This window comes from Streptomyces sp. CA-179760, assembly GCF_050937045.1.
In the GTDB taxonomy this organism is placed as follows: domain Bacteria; phylum Actinomycetota; class Actinomycetes; order Streptomycetales; family Streptomycetaceae; genus Streptomyces.
On sequence record NZ_JBNJLZ010000001.1, the window covers coordinates 6,880,856 to 6,895,845 of the forward strand.

Below are 14,990 nucleotides of genomic sequence, written 5' to 3' on the forward strand. Positions count from 1 at the left end.
CGGTAACTCAGCCCTGCCGCTCCGCCAAGGCCTGGAGCATGTGCCCGGCCTCGGCCCGCCGGGCCCGCACCTCCTGGTCCTCGTCGGCTTCCGTGTCGTCCAGGGCGTCGTGTCCCTCGTACGCCGCCAGCACCGCACGCGCGCGTGCGGTGGCCTCGGCGGGGCGGCCCAGATCGGCCTCCAGCCAGCCCGCGGCCAGCTCGGCGCCGGTACGGCTGTGCAGGGCGCCGTCCCCGAGGGAGCCGAACACCTCCACCGACCGGACCACTTGGGACAGGGCCTCCTCGATCACGGCCCGGGTCGAGGCTTCTTCGACGTCCTCGGAGACGGAGCGGGCCAGCAGATCCCCGAACTGCCGGTGAGTGTGGCCGAGTTCGGCTTCGATCCGGAGCCGGGACTCCTCGTCGGCGGCCGTGTCCCGCGCCGCCTCGCACGCCCGGACCGCGCTCGCCATCAGGCCACGTGCCTCCTCGGGCCCGTCCGGCTCGTGCAACGCCAGCCAGGCGCGGGCGCGCAAGGAGCGGACCAGCCCGTGGGTGTTGCCGAGTCCGCGCCACAGGTCGCCCGCGCGCGTGTAGGCCCGGTCCGCCTCGGCGGCCAGCCCGGCCTGCGCGAGCGACTCACCGGCCAGGTGGGCGAGGGTGGCATGGTCGTGCTGCTCGGGCCAGTTCCGGGCGATCTCGGCCGCTTGCAGACGCCGTTCGGCGGCCGCGCGGTGCTCGCCGAGTTCGCTCAGGCAGTCGCCCAGCCACCACAGCGTCTGTACGACCGCCCCGTCGCCGTGCGTCTCGGCGGTCAGATCGGGCAGCGCCGCCTCCAGCACCTCGGCGGCCTCGGCCCACCGCTCCTGCCGCAGCAGGAACCCGCCGAGCTGCTGCCGTGCCCAGGCACCCAGCGTCGCGCTCTCGCCCGCTTCGTCGGCCCAGTGCGCCGCCTGAAGGGCGTGCTCCGCGGCCTCCACGGCCTCACCCCGGCCGCCGGTCACCTCGGCGAGCTGGAGGTGCAGCTGGGCCCTCCCCGGCGCCTCCAGATGTGTCCCGCCGTGCTCCAGGGCCGCCCGCAGCGCCCGTTCCGCCTCCGCCATGTCGTCGAGGTGGTGGGCCAGGGAGGCCAGCCGGGCCTCGTACTCCACCGCGTACCAGGGCAGCCCGGCCGCGACGAACGCCGCCGCGCCCCGCGCGAACAGCTCTGCGGCCGACTCCAGGTCCCCGGCCAGTCCCGCCAGCTCGGCGAGCATCGCCTGCGCCTCGGCGGTCCGCGCGGCCAGCCGTACGTCCTCACCGGTCCGTCCGTCGACGAGCGCCAGGAGTTCGCGGACGGCGGCTTCGGCCTCGGCGAGCACCGCCTCCGTCCCGGGGCCCTCGGCCTCGTGTGCCCGGCGCATCAGGATCCGGGCCCGTCCCATCACTACGGACGCCGTCTGACGCAGGCCAGTGCCGCCGGCGGCGTACAGCGCGAGGATCTCGTCGTACAGGCCGGCCACGGCAGCGACCGCCTCGGCCACCTCGCCCCCGAGAGCGCGTACATACGCCGCACGCGCGCGTGCCGCCAGGGCCTCACCCAGGTCGCCGGCCTCCGCGTACAGCTCGGCGGCCCGCTCGAAGAGCGCGGCACCCTCAGGGCCGAGGCCCATCGCCTCGTGGTCCGCGATCTCGGCCCGGTCGCACGCGTCCAGCTCGACGCCCTCCGCCGCCCCGGCGACCGCCGCCCACGCCTCCACGGCGTTCGGCCGCAGGGTGTCCGACAGCCGCCGTGCCTCGGCCAGCAGGGCGGACAGATCCGGCTGCCCGGTGACAGCGGTCGTCACGGCCGGGGGAGCGGGCGCAGGGGCCGTCCGCACCGACCGCACTCCCAGCGGCAGCCGCTCCACGACGGGTTGCCGCGCCATACGCGCGCGTGCCCGCTCGCTGACGTGGGCCGTGCCGTTGCGCTCGTCGAAGCGCGCCGCCAGGGCCAGGGCCTCCGCACGCGCGTGCGCGGCCAGTTCCCGGGCGGTCCACTCCCGGCCGGACGGCCCCGGCACCTGCCGGTCGCCGAGCCCGAGTCCGGTCAGACGGTCCATGAGCAGGGCCACCACGCTCATGAAGTCCAGCTTGCTCTGCGGCTGCCCGTCGTCCGTGAAGTACGCCGGCCGCTCCGCGAGCAGCTCGAGACCGCGCGCCTCGTTCCCGGTCAGCGCGCAGAACTCCACGTGCTCCGCGTACGCGCCACGCATGCTCTCCATGGCCCGGACGAGCCGGAAGCCCCGCAGGTGGTGCGCGCGTGCCTCGTCGAGGCGGCCCAGCCGCAGCAGCGGCACCAGGGAGGAGGCGAGGGCCGTGTGCGGCTCGTGGGCGCAGGCGTACTCGCCCTCCAGCACCGGCCGCCACAGCTCCACGGCCTCCGCGTCCCGGCCCAGCTCCGCCTGCCACCAGCCCTGCCCGTGCAGCTCGCACGCGTGGCAGTCGGCCATGCCGTCCCGGTCGGCGGCCAGCCACGCGGCGTACGCCCGCCCGGCCCGGGCGAGGTCCCCGACATGGGCGGCCACGCTGTGCTCGGCGCTGCGCACGGCCCGCTCGGAGTACCCGCCGATCCGGTAGCGGTGCTCCATCTCGCCGAGCCACTTCTCGATCGACGCGAGCGGGATGTGCGGCTGGTCGAGCATGCCGGACGAGACCCACTTGAAGACCCAGTGCAGCGAGTGGGTCTCGTACTCGTCGAAGTCCTCGGGGTGTTCGTCCCACAGCCGCAGCAGCCGCGAGAAGGGGACGAACATCTTCCCCTTCTCGGAGCTGTAGTTGTAGACCTTCAGCTGGTGCCCGAGGGCCTCGATCACGGCGAGCGGGATGTTCAGCTTCTCGGCCGCCGTCAGCAGCTCCTCCGCGCGCGCGTTGCGGGCGGGCCCCTCGGGCTCGTCGGAGTTCTCCGCCATCGCCCGGCGCAGGGCGTCGAAGTCGGTGATCTCACTCATGCCTGACCGTCCTCGCTGTGCGTGGCCCACTCCAGGAGCCCGATGAACGCGCGGTTGAGCAGCGCCGAGTCGGCGGGCCTCAGCGGCCGCTGCGCCATCAGCAGCGCCTGCCCGTACAGCGACTCCGTCGCCGTGCCGATCAGCTCCGGGTCGTGCAGCGCGCTGATCCGCCGGACCAGCGGATTGAGGTGGTTGAGCACCAGACGCGCGCGGGGAGCACTGCCGCGCAGGGAGCCGAGGATGCCCGCCCACAGGTCGTCGGCCTGCGCCTCGGCGTCGGCCCGGGCCTGTTCGTGCCGGGCGTCCCGGTCGTCGAGGTGCAGCGCGGGCACCGAGAGCGGGTGGAAGGCCCGCAGCACCACATCACAGCCCAGCTGGTCGAGCCGGGCCCGCGCCGCCGCCAGGAAGTCCGAGAGGGCCAGCTCCTCGGCCGGGTCGACGTCGTCCAGATGGGCGGTCACCGTGTCCGCGTCCAGCTCGGCGACCACGGTCCCCGGCCGCACCGACGGCAAGGCCTCCACCAGCTCGCTGTCGTACGTGTAACCGCCGTTGATCACGCCGATGCCCTGCGCGGACGCGATGGGCGCGACCTGCCGGTACTCCTCGACGGTCCGCGTGAAGTGCACCACCGGGTGCCGCTGCGCGAACTCCTCCAGGGACAGCCGCCCGTCGGTCGTCTCGAAGGGCAGCCACGGCAGCATCGTGCGCAGCATCTCGCGGTCGTGCCGGGCCAGGGACTTCACGCCCAGGTGGTGCACCGACAGGAACGCGGCCAGCCGCTCCGGATCACCGGCAGCCAGGCCCGTCAGCCACCCGCGGATCCTCTCGCCCAGCGCCTCCCGTACGGCGGCCAGGGTCTCGTCCTCGTACAGCGCCTCGCGCGAGGCCGTCGGCCGCAGGCTGTCCGTGTCGAGGACGCAGCGCACGAAGAACGCCCAGTCGGGCAGCAGCTGCTCGGCCCGCTCGGTCAGCAGCATGCCCTTGAGATGCACACGATGACCCGCGCGCTGGGCCGGGCTGACCGCCGAGGGCAGCACATACGCCACCCCGCGGATGCCGGCCAGTGGCACGGCCAGGTCGATCGTGTCCAACGGGGTGAAGCCGAACAGGTCGTAGCAGTGCCGGGCGAGGGCGACGCGGCGGGTGGCCGGGCTCGGATAGGACCGGTCCCAGGGCGCCGGGAGGTCGGTGACCGTCTCGTCGCCCACCCGGACGTCGTACGGCAGCAGCGACCCGAAGTCCCGTGCCAGCGCACCGACACGCTCGGGCGTGAGCCACTCGGCGGCCCCCGCCCGCGCCACCAGATGCACGGTGGTGCCCGGTTCGGGACGTTCGGCGTCCGGCAGCGTCCGCACGGTGTACGAACCGTCGTCGCGCGCCGTCCACTCCACGGGCGGCGCTCCGGGCGTACGGGCGCTGCGGCTGACGACCCGGATCCGCTCGGCCACGACGAAACAGGCCAGCAGCCCGATGCCGAACTGCCCGAGGAAGTCGGAGCGGGCCTCCTGAAGACCCTCGGCGCGCTTGGAACTGCGCCCGATCGTGGCGAGCAGGCTGTGCACGTCCGCCTCGGTGAGCCCCACGCCGGTGTCCTCGACACGCAGGGTGCCGTCCCGCGCGGTCAACCGCACCCGGGCCGGGGCGTCGGGCTCCGTCGCGCGTCTGGCGGTGATGGCGTCCACCGCGTTCTGCAGCAGCTCGCGCAGATACACCTTGGGACTGGAGTAGAGGTGGTGGGAGAGCAGGTCCACCAGACCACGCAGGTCGACCTGGAACGTGTGAGGTGACTGGGGCGAACGGGGTGCCTGGGAAGGCTGTGAGGTCTCGGAATCCATCATCACGGCGCCGGTGGGAGGACTCGCGACGGCGCGGGGTCGGGCGGTCCCGGTGGGGCGGTGACCGCGAAGAAGGGCCGGGAGCGCGCCATCCTAAGGCCCGAAGCAGCCGTCTGACCAGGGATTTCCGGGACGTATACGGCAACGTCCACCGCGGCCTCTACGGCAATGTCAGTGGCGTGGTGTGCAATGGATCTCGTGCCCGCACTGGAAGAACCGCTGCAACAACCGCTGAAGTCGGTGCTCGGCCCCGCCACCGCGAAGGTGATGGCCGAGCACCTCGGCCTGCTCACCGTCGGCGACCTGCTCCACCACTACCCGCGCAGATACGAGGAGCGCGGCCAGCTCACCCACCTCGCCGACCTCCCCATGGACGAGCACGTCACGGTGGTCGCCCAGGTGGCCGACGCCCGCCTGCACAGCTTCGCCTCCGCCAAGGCCCCGCGAGGCAAGGGCCAGCGACTCGAAGTCACCATCACGGACGGCAGCGGCCGCCTCCAACTGGTCTTCTTCGGCGCCGGTGTTCACAAGCCCCACAAAGACCTTCTGCCCGGCACGCGCGCGATGTTCGCGGGCAAGGTCTCCGTCTTCAACCGCCGCCTCCAACTCGCCCACCCGGCATACGAGTTGCTGCGCGGCGACCCGGATGAATCCATCGAGACCTGGGCGGGCGCCCTGATCCCGATCTACCCCGCCACCGCCAAGCTGGAGTCCTGGAAGATCGGCAAGGCCCTCCAGACGGTGCTGCCCACGGCCCAGGAGGCCGTCGACCCGCTGCCGGACTCCCTGCGCCAGGGCCGCGGCCTGGTCCCCCTCCCCGAGGCCCTGCTGAAGATCCACCGCCCGCACACCAAGGCGGACATCGAGGACGCCCGCGCCCGCCTGAAGTGGGACGAGGCCTTCGTCCTCCAGGTAGCCCTCGCCCGCCGCCGCCACGCGGACGCCCAACTCCCGGCCGTGCCCCGCAAGCCCACCCCGACGGCCTCCTCGCATCCTTCGACGCCCGCCTCCCTTTCACCCTCACCGACGGCCAGCAGCGGGTCTCCAGGGAGATCTTCGACGACCTGGCCACCGACCATCCGATGCACCGGCTGTTGCAGGGGGAGGTCGGTTCGGGAAAGGCCCAGCCGCTCGACTCGCTGGTGCTCACACCCACGGGCTTCTCTCCCATGGGAGACCTACGGGTCGGCGACGAGGTGGTGGTGCCGGATGGGGACATCGCGCTGATCGACGGCGTCTTCCCTCAGGGAGAGCGTGATGTGTGGCGCCTGGTCCTGTCCGACGGGAGTTCCGTCGAGTGCGACGACGAGCACCTCTGGATCGTCGGTACGAGCCGCGGGTGGCACCGCGGCCAAGCGCCCAAGGTCATGACGACCCGGGAGATCCGTCTCGGCACTTTCAAGGCCGACGGGTCGTCGAAGTGGTACATCCCAGCGGCGAAGCCGGTCGATCTCGGCGGCGACTCCGGGCTGCCCCTCGACCCGTACCTGTTCGGTCTGCTGCTGGGAGGTGGCTCGTTCCGGCACGATCTCCGCCTCTCCACCACCGACGACGAGATCCGCGAAGCGGTGGCTACGGCAGTGGCGCCCGAATGCCGGCTGGTACCGGTGAAGGAATCGCACTGTGACTACACGATCCAGCTCGTGCGGCGTGCGGGAGGCGCGCGCGATCCCGTGATCCAGGCCTTGCGGGAGTGGGGCCTCTGGGGAGTCACTTCCCCCGGCAAGTTTGTCCCGGACGACTTCAAGAACACGCCGGTCAAGAACCGTCTCGCCCTGCTGCAAGGGCTTCTGGATACGGACGGCACCATTCAGGCCGACGGCCTGAGCGTCTCCTTCTGCTCGGCTTCGCGCCGACTCGCGGAGGACGTTGCCTGGCTCGTGCGGTCTCTGGGCGGCCGGGCGCGGGTACTCCCGAAGAAGGCCGCGTACACCGTGTCCGTGGCCCTGCCTGAGGAGTACGCCCCGTTCCGGCTCACCCGCAAGGCCGAAGGCGTGCGCGCAAGGCCGAAGTGCGACACGTTCCGACGCGGCATCCGGGCGGTCGAGTACGTGGGACGGAAGCCCGTCCAGTGCATCAGCGTTGCCCACCCGAGCCATGCCTACGTCACCGACAACTTCACCGTCACCCACAACACGATGGTCGCCCTGCGCGCCATGCTCGCCGTGGTCGACGCCGGCGGGCAGGCCGCCATGCTCGCGCCCACCGAAGTGCTCGCCCAGCAGCACCACAGGTCCGTCGTCGAGATGATGGGCGAGCTGGCCGAGGGCGGCATGCTGGGCGGGGCCGAGCGGGCCACCAAGGTGGTGCTGCTCACCGGATCCATGGGCGCGGCCGCCCGCCGTCACGCCCTGCTCGACCTCACCACCGGCGAGGCCGGCGTCGTCATCGGCACGCACGCGCTGATCGAGGACAAGGTGCGCTTCCACGATCTGGGCCTGGTCGTGGTCGACGAACAGCACCGCTTCGGCGTCGAGCAGCGCGACGCCCTGCGCGGCAAGGGCAAACAGCCCCCGCACCTCCTGGTCATGACCGCCACGCCCATCCCGCGCACGGTGGCCATGACGGTCTTCGGCGACCTGGAGACCTCCGTCCTCGACCAGCTCCCGGCAGGTCGCTCGCCCATCGCCAGCCACGTCGTCCCGGCCGCCGACAAGCCCCACTTCCTGGCCCGGGCCTGGGAACGGGTGCGCGAGGAAGTGGGCAACGGCCATCAGGCGTACATCGTCTGCCCGCGCATCGGCGACGAGGAGGACGACCCCGGGAAGTCCGGCAAGAAGAAGTCCTCCCAGTCCCCGGAGGACGCCGCCGAGAAGCGCCCGCCCCTCGCCGTCCTGGAGGTGGCGGACCAGCTCTCCAAGGGCCCGCTGAGCGGCCTGAAGGTGGAGGTCCTGCACGGCCGTATGCAGCCCGACGACAAGGACGCGGTCATGCGCCGCTTCGCCGCGGGGGAGACCGACGTCCTGGTCGCCACGACGGTCATCGAGGTCGGCGTCAACGTGCCCAACGCCACCGTGATGGTGATCATGGACGCCGACCGTTTCGGCGTCTCCCAGCTCCACCAGCTGCGCGGCCGCGTCGGCCGTGGCTCGGCGCCCGGCCTGTGCCTCCTGGTCAGCGAGATGCCCGAGGCGAGCGCGGCCCGCCAACGCCTGAACGCCGTCGCCGCCACCCTCGACGGCTTCGAACTCTCCCGCATCGACCTGGAACAACGCCGAGAGGGCGACGTCCTGGGCCAGGCGCAGTCGGGCGCCCGCACCAGCCTCCGGATGCTCGCGGTCATCGAGGACGAGGAGATCATCGCGGAGGCGAGGGAGGAGGCGGCGGCTGTCGTGGCGAGGGACCCGGAGCTGACGCACCTCCCGGCACTGGGGACGGCTCTGGACGCCCTCTTGGACGAGGAGAGGGAGCAGTACCTGGAGAAGGGCTGAGGGAGAGTGACCCTCCCGGGGGCGCGGGGCTGTCATCCAGGTGCGGCTACCGCCGCGCGGGCGCGAACCAGCCACAATGAACCTGAAGCCGCCCACCATCAAGGACCACAAATGACCCGCGTGATCGCCGGCGCAGCCGGCGGACGTCGCCTGGCAGTCCCCCCAGGCACCGGCACCCGCCCCACCTCCGACCGCGCACGCGAAGGCCTCTTCTCCACCTGGCAGTCCCTCATCGGCGGCCCTTTGGAGGGCGAACGCGTCCTCGACCTGTACGCGGGCTCGGGCGCAGTCGGCCTCGAAGCCCTCTCGCGCGGCGCGAGCCACACCCTCCTCGTCGAGGCCGACGCACGAGCGACCCGCACGGTCCGCGAGAACGTGAAGTCCCTCGGCCTCCCCGGCGCCGAGGTCAGATCAGGCAAAGCGGAACAGATCATCCGCGCATCACCCCCCGGCGACCCGTACGACCTCGTCTTCCTCGACCCCCCGTACGCCGTCACGGACGACGATCTTCGCGAGATCCTCCTCACACTCCGCACCGAGGGCTGGCTCGCGGAAGAAGCCCTCGTCACCGTGGAGCGCAGCACCAGAGGCGGTGAATTCCGGTGGCCCGAGGGGTTCGAACCCCTCCGGGCCCGTCGCTACGGCGAGGGAACGTTTTGGTACGGTCGCGCCGCCTCAACGTGCGAAGACGCACGATGACCGGACCGGAGAGCGAGGGAACACAAGTGCGCCGAGCCGTTTGTCCCGGGTCGTTCGACCCGATCACCAACGGACACCTCGACATCATCTCCCGCGCCTCCAGGCTGTACGACGAGGTCTACGTCGCGGTGATGATCAACCAGGCCAAGAAGGGCCTGTTCGAGATCGAGGAGCGGATCGACCTGATCCGCCGGGTCACCGCCGAGTACGGCAACGTCCGGGTCGAGGCCTTCCACGGCCTGCTCGTCGACTTCTGCAAGCAGCGCGACATCCCCGCCATCGTCAAGGGCCTGCGCGCGGTCAGCGACTTCGACTACGAGCTGCAGATGGCCCAGATGAACAACGGCCTCTCGGGCGTGGAGACCCTCTTCATCCCCACCAACCCCACCTACAGCTTCCTGTCGTCCTCCCTGGTCAAGGAGGTCGCGACCTGGGGCGGGGACGTCTCCCACCTGGTCCCGGCGGAGGTCCTCCAGGAGCTCAACGAGCGTCTGCGCAAGGACTGATGGGACTGCCGATGGGACTACAGTCGTCCCGTCCGTCTCCAACGCATCCGTAGAGAGTGGCGAGCACACCGTGGACGTGCAGAAGAAGCTCGACGAGATCGTCTCCGCGGTCTCCGGCGCCCGGTCCATGCCCATGTCGGCCTCGTGCGTGGTCAACCGCGCCGAGCTGCTCTCGCTGCTGGAAGAGGTGCGCGCGGCGCTGCCCGGCTCGCTCGCCCAGGCCCAGGAGCTGATCGGCGGCCGCGAGCAGATGGTCGAGCACGCCCGCCAGGAGGCCGAGCGCATCATCGGGCAGGCGCACGCCGAGCGCGGCTCTCTGATCTCCGACACCGAGGTCGCCCGCCGTTCCCAGGCCGAGGCCGACCGGATCCTCGCCGAGGCCCGTCAGGAGGCCGAGGAGGTCCGCGCCGAGGCCGACGACTACGTGGACTCCAAGCTCGCCAACTTCGAGGTCGTCCTCACCAAGACCCTCGGCTCCGTCGGCCGCGGCCGCGAGAAGCTCCTCGGTACCGGCCCCGGCGTCGACGAGCAGGGCTACGAGGACGAGGACGCCCCCGAGCGCAGCCAGGACCCGGAGACCCTGCGCCGTACCGCCGACGAGTATGTCCACGCCAAGCTGGGCTCCTTCGAGGCGGTCCTCGCCAAGACCCTGGAGGCCGTCGGCCGCGGCCGGCAGAAGCTGCACGGCCGTATCGCCAGCGACGACCTCGGTGCCCTCGCCGGCGACCTCAGCACGGTCCAGCACTCCAGCGACGCCGACTACCTCGCCGACCTGGCCGCCCTCGCGGACCAGAAGCCCCCGGCCGAGCAGCCCGCCCAGCAGCAGGAGCAGCAGGACTACGGACAGCCGCAGCCCGCCTACGGCTATCAGCAGCAGCCCGACCCCTACGGCGGCGGCTACCCGCAGCAGCAGCCCTACGCCGGCCAGCAGGACCCGTACGGCTATCAGCACGCCGATCCCTACTCCCCCACCTCCGGCTACGTTCCGGCGGGAGGCGCCCCCTTCCAGGGCTACGACGCCCAGCAGGCCGTGTACGACCCGAACCAGGTCCAGCAGGTCCAGCAGGCGCAGCAAGCCCAGCAGGGGCACCAGGGCCAGCAGGAATACGCCCTCGACGAGACGAGCCTGTTCGACACCGGCATGATCAGCGCCGAACAGATGAGGGCCTACGAGCAGGGTCGCGGCAACGGCTGAGCACCGGATTGGGCCGACAGCGAAAGGTCCAGTATCCTGGCTCTTCGGTCGCGCGTACGTCCGCGATCAACGCTGCCCGGGAACATTCAAGGGCGGCAACCCTCTCAGCTCGCAAGATCGAAAGCAGGAATGGCTCTGAACGCCCGCCTCGACCACCGCAACCCCCTCGTGTTCGACACGCACGAGCTGGGCCGGCGGCCCGGTGCGCTGCAGCGCCTGACCCGCACGGTCGACGCTCCCAAGGACTTCGGTATCAAGGGAGTCATCGGAGTGCCGGAAGGCGCCCCGGTGGAGCTCGAACTCCGCTTGGAGTCGGTCTTGGAAGGGGTGCTTGTCACAGGCACCGCCCGTGCCGGGGCCGAGGGGGAGTGCGTAAGGTGTCTGGAGCCGCTTCAGCTCGACGTCGAAGCGGAATTCCAGGAGATGTTCTCGTACCCTGACGCCGACGACCGGGGCCGCGTGATCGCGGAACCGGGCGACGACGCCGAGGACGACGAGGACAGGCTCTTCCTCGAGGACGGTTTGTTCGACCTCGAGCCTGTGCTGCGTGATGCGGTGGTGCTCGCACTGCCGATGCAGCCGGTGTGCCAGGACGACTGCCCTGGTCTGTGTGCCGAGTGCGGTGCGCGACTGGCGGACGACCCGGACCACCACCACGACGCCGTCGACATCCGTTGGGCGGCTTTGCAGGGACTCGCCGGCACCATGAAGGACGGCGAGAAGGACGAGATGAGCGGCGCCGAACCTGGCGTCGACGAGAAGCAGGAGAAGTAGCCGTGGCTGTTCCGAAGCGGAAGATGTCGCGCAGCAACACGCGCCACCGCCGGTCGCAGTGGAAGGCTGCGGTCCCCACCCTGGTTGCGTGCGAGCGCTGCCACGAGCCCAAGCAGCAGCACATCGCGTGCCCGTCTTGCGGCACCTACAACAAGCGCCAGGTCCTCGAGGTCTGAGCGGCTGGTGAGAGGCACTGTGTCCACGCCGAAGAAAAACTCTGCGGACAACCAGGCCTCGTCCCACACGCTGTTGGAAGGGCGGCTCGGGTACAAGCTCGAGTCCGCCCTTCTGGTGCGTGCGCTGACCCATCGTTCCTACGCGTACGAGAACGGCGGTCTGCCGACCAACGAGCGCCTGGAGTTCCTCGGGGACTCCGTCCTCGGCCTCGTGGTCACGGACACGCTGTACCGAACCCACCCCGACCTGCCCGAAGGCCAGCTGGCCAAGCTGCGGGCCGCGGTGGTCAACTCGCGTGCGCTGGCGGAGGTGGGCCGTGGGCTCGACCTGGGCTCCTTCATCCGGCTCGGCCGGGGTGAAGAAGGCACGGGCGGCCGGGACAAGGCGTCCATCCTCGCCGACACCCTTGAAGCGGTGATCGGTGCGGTCTATCTCGATCAGGGACTGGAGTCCGCGGGGGAGCTCGTGCACCGCCTGTTCGACCCCTTGATCGAGAAGTCCTCGAACCTCGGAGCCGGCCTGGACTGGAAGACCAGTCTCCAGGAGCTCACCGCGACCGAGGGGCTCGGTGTGCCCGAGTACCTGGTCACGGAGACCGGCCCCGACCACGAGAAGACCTTCACTGCTGCCGCCCGCGTCGGAGGCGTCTCGTACGGCACCGGCACCGGCCGCAGCAAGAAGGAGGCGGAACAGCAGGCCGCGGAATCCGCGTGGCGGGCCATCAAGGCCGCAGCGGACGAGCGCGCCAAGGAGGCGGCCGCTCAGCGGGCCGCCGACGAAAGCGCCGGTCCCGAGCCGGCGTCCGCCTGACCGAACAGAAACAGCGCACCCGAGCGCCCGCCCCTGCCCGGGGCGGGCGCTCGGCTCGTACACCGGGGGAGCCCATGCCCGAGTTGCCCGAGGTCGAGGTCGTACGACGCGGCCTGGAGCGGTGGGTCGCCCACCGGACCGTCGCCGAGGTCGAGGTGTTGCACCCGCGCGCGGTGCGCCGCCACCTCGCGGGCGGCGACGACTTCGCGGACCGCCTGAAGGGCCATCGCATCGGCACGCCCAGCCGCCGGGGCAAGTACCTGTGGCTGCCCCTGGAGGACACGGACCAGTCGATCCTGGCCCACCTCGGCATGAGCGGTCAGCTGCTGGTGCAGCCCCACACGGCTCCCGACGAGAAGCACCTGCGTATCCGCGCCCGCTTCACGGACGCCCTGGACACCGAGCTCCGCTTCGTCGACCAGCGCACCTTCGGCGGTCTCTCGCTGCACGACAACACCCCCGACGGCCTGCCCGACGTCATCGCGCACATCGCCCGCGACCCGCTCGACGAGCTCTTCGACGACGAGGCCTTCCACCAGGCACTGCGCCGCAAGCGGTCCACGATCAAACGGGCCCTGCTCGACCAGTCGCTGATCAGCGGCGTCGGCAACATCTACGCGGACGAGGCCCTGTGGCGCGCCCGCATCCACTACGAGCGCCCGACCGCGACCTTCACACGGCCGCGCACGCTGACGCTCCTGGGCCATGTGCGGGACGTGATGAACTCCGCCCTTGCGGTCGGCGGCACCAGCTTCGACAGTCTCTACGTCAACGTCAACGGCGAGTCGGGCTACTTCGACCGGTCCCTCGACGCGTACGGCCGCGAGGGTCTGCCCTGCCGGCGTTGCGGCACGCCGATGCGCCGGCGGCCCTGGATGAACCGGTCGAGCTACTACTGCCCGAAGTGCCAGCGACCGTCGCGGATCACGCCCTAGCGGAGTCGTACCGCTCGCGCGCGGCCAGGACGTCGTCCATGCTGCCCTCCACGAAGTGGATCAGGGCGAGCAGCCGCTCGGCCACACCGCGTCCCAGCGGCGTCAGTTCGTAGTCCACCCGGGGCGGATTGGTCGGTTGGGCCTCGCGGTGGACCAGGCCGTCGCGCTCCAGCGCGTGCAGCGTCTGGGACAGCATCTTCTCGCTCACACCGTCGACCCGGCGGCGCAGCTCGTTGAAGCGCAGCGACCCCTCGTACAGAGCGCCCAGCGCGAGCCCGCCCCAGCGACCGGTGGCGTGCTCGAGCGTGCCACGCGAAGGGCAGGCCTTGGCGAACACGCTGTACGGGAGGTCGTCCAGCCCCTCCGTGAGCTCCTGGGTGGTGGTCATCCCCCAAGAATACGCCAGCACAGCGCTCGCCAAAAGGTTGCGCTAACTTCTGGTTAGTGTGCGGTGGATCTTAGTAGCCGAAGTTCTGGGTCCACCACGGGCCGCCCGACCCGAGCTCGACACCGACGCCCAGCGTCTTGAAGTCGCAGTTCAGGATGTTGGCGCGGTGGCCGGGGCTGTTCATCCAGGCATCCATCACGGCCGCGGCGTCCGCCTGGCCGCGGGCTATGTTCTCGCCGCCGAGGTTGGATATCCCGGCCTTCTCGGCCCGGTCCCACGGCGTCTTGCCGTCGGGATCGGTGTGGTCGAAGAAGCCCCGGGCGCGCATGTCCTCGCTGTAGTTCTGCGCCAGCTCGGTCAGCGCGCTGTTCGCGGCGAGCGCGCTGCAGCCCACCTTGGCCCGCTCCTCGTTCACGAGCTTGAGCACCTGGGCCGCGGCGGCGGACTCCTCGGAGAGGGCGGCGGGGGCGCTGGGCTTCTCGGGCGCCTGTGTTGCCGTGCGGGAGGGCGTGTTCTCCGGCTTCTTGCTGGGGGTGGCCGCCGGCTTCTTCTTCTCCGGCGTCTCCTCCTGCGTCTTCTCCGGCTTCTCGGGCGTCTTGGTCGGCGCGGCCGACGACTTCGAGGCGGACGGTGACGGGGACAGGGAGCGCTCGGCGTCCCGGCTCGTGGGCGTGCCGCCCCGGCCGTCGGCGCTGCCGGAGGTGCCGCCCTGCTCGCTCGGGGTGTTGGTCGGCGTGTCCGCGGCCTGCACCTTGTCGGCGCCACCGTCGCCGCCGAGCTTGTAGTTCTCGAGGCCGGGAACCGCGCCCGTGGCCACCGCGACGGTGCCGAGGGCGACCGCGGCGGACACGCCGAGCAGGCCGGTGCGCATCGGCCGCGCGGCCTTCTTCCGGCGGCGGTGCGAGCCCGCCCGCCGGGTGCCGCCCTCGGGGGTGAAGCCGTCGCTCGCGAAGACGGCCGTCTCGGCGGTCCGCTGGCGGGGGATGGGGGCATACCCGTCACCCGTCGCGGTGGCCTCCGTGTCGTCGAACAGGTAGGCCTCGCTCCGCGCGTAGGTGTCGGCGTAGGCCTCCGGGTTCAGATAGGGCGCGATGCCCATGGTCGGGCCGTCTTCCCCGCCGTACAGCGGATCGTGGCCCTCCGCGGTGCCGTCGGCCTGCATGATCCCCGTGGCGCTGCCCGTGGCGGCGCGGTCGGCGTCGGAGCGACGGTGGCGTCCCATGTTCTGGCCTTCCTCGTCCTGGCGGTCGACTCGTCCTCGAGATCAACACCAAACTCACTCGATGGTGT

Annotated in this window: 11 protein-coding genes and 1 pseudogene; 8 read left to right on the plus strand and 4 right to left on the minus strand. The window is 71.3% G+C overall.

Annotated features, from left to right (window positions below; genetic code table 11):
• Positions 1-7: 7 nt before the first annotated feature.
• Both ACQEV8_RS31480 and ACQEV8_RS31485 read right to left on the minus strand, forming a co-directional pair.
• A complete protein-coding gene (locus ACQEV8_RS31480; RefSeq protein WP_432966927.1) occupies positions 8-2,950 on the minus strand; it encodes a tetratricopeptide repeat protein in 2,943 nt (980 codons plus the stop codon).
• On the minus strand, positions 2,947-4,785 hold the full coding sequence (locus tag ACQEV8_RS31485) for an HSP90 family protein (protein WP_432973134.1): 1,839 nt from the start codon (positions 4,783-4,785) through the stop codon (positions 2,947-2,949). The genes ACQEV8_RS31480 and ACQEV8_RS31485 overlap by 4 nt, the downstream gene beginning before the upstream one ends.
• Positions 4,786-4,974: 189 nt before the next feature.
• Here ACQEV8_RS31485 and ACQEV8_RS31490 point away from each other — a divergent pair.
• The 8 genes and pseudogenes from ACQEV8_RS31490 to mutM all read left to right on the plus strand — a co-directional run bounded on the left by ACQEV8_RS31490 (position 4,975) and on the right by mutM (position 13,312).
• A pseudogene (locus ACQEV8_RS31490) lies at positions 4,975-8,216 on the plus strand (helicase-related protein).
• A gap of 6 nt (positions 8,217-8,222) precedes the next feature.
• A complete protein-coding gene (gene rsmD, locus ACQEV8_RS31495; RefSeq protein WP_432966929.1) occupies positions 8,223-8,915 on the plus strand; it encodes a 16S rRNA (guanine(966)-N(2))-methyltransferase RsmD in 693 nt (230 codons plus the stop codon).
• 26 nt (positions 8,916-8,941) lie between these two features.
• Entirely contained in the window at positions 8,942-9,421 is a 480-nt protein-coding gene (coaD, locus tag ACQEV8_RS31500) for a pantetheine-phosphate adenylyltransferase (RefSeq protein ID WP_184598550.1), read from the plus strand.
• A 70-nt stretch (positions 9,422-9,491) separates the two neighbouring features.
• A complete protein-coding gene (locus tag ACQEV8_RS31505) occupies positions 9,492-10,616 on the plus strand; it encodes a cell division initiation protein (RefSeq protein ID WP_432966931.1) in 1,125 nt (374 codons plus the stop codon).
• Between the two features lie 129 nt (positions 10,617-10,745).
• Positions 10,746-11,390, plus strand: coding sequence for a YceD family protein (locus ACQEV8_RS31510; protein ID WP_432966933.1), 645 nt, complete (start codon positions 10,746-10,748; stop codon positions 11,388-11,390).
• 2 nt (positions 11,391-11,392) lie between these two features.
• On the plus strand, positions 11,393-11,566 hold the full coding sequence (rpmF, locus tag ACQEV8_RS31515) for a 50S ribosomal protein L32 (protein WP_003951102.1): 174 nt from the start codon (positions 11,393-11,395) through the stop codon (positions 11,564-11,566).
• Positions 11,567-11,585: 19 nt separating this feature from the next.
• Positions 11,586-12,377: a ribonuclease III gene (gene rnc / locus ACQEV8_RS31520; protein ID WP_432973137.1), complete on the plus strand. Its 792-nt coding sequence runs from the start codon at positions 11,586-11,588 to the stop codon at positions 12,375-12,377.
• A gap of 74 nt (positions 12,378-12,451) precedes the next feature.
• On the plus strand, positions 12,452-13,312 hold the full coding sequence (gene mutM / locus ACQEV8_RS31525) for a bifunctional DNA-formamidopyrimidine glycosylase/DNA-(apurinic or apyrimidinic site) lyase (protein WP_432966935.1): 861 nt from the start codon (positions 12,452-12,454) through the stop codon (positions 13,310-13,312).
• On the opposite strand, the gene ACQEV8_RS31530 is transcribed toward mutM, so the two are convergent.
• On the minus strand, positions 13,302-13,700 hold the full coding sequence (locus ACQEV8_RS31530) for a winged helix-turn-helix transcriptional regulator (RefSeq protein WP_432966937.1): 399 nt from the start codon (positions 13,698-13,700) through the stop codon (positions 13,302-13,304). The two genes, mutM and ACQEV8_RS31530, sit on opposite strands and share 11 nt — an antisense overlap.
• Before the next feature lie 70 nt (positions 13,701-13,770).
• Positions 13,771-14,922: a CAP domain-containing protein gene (locus ACQEV8_RS31535; protein ID WP_432966939.1), complete on the minus strand. Its 1,152-nt coding sequence runs from the start codon at positions 14,920-14,922 to the stop codon at positions 13,771-13,773.
• Positions 14,923-14,990: the final 68 nt, after the last annotated feature.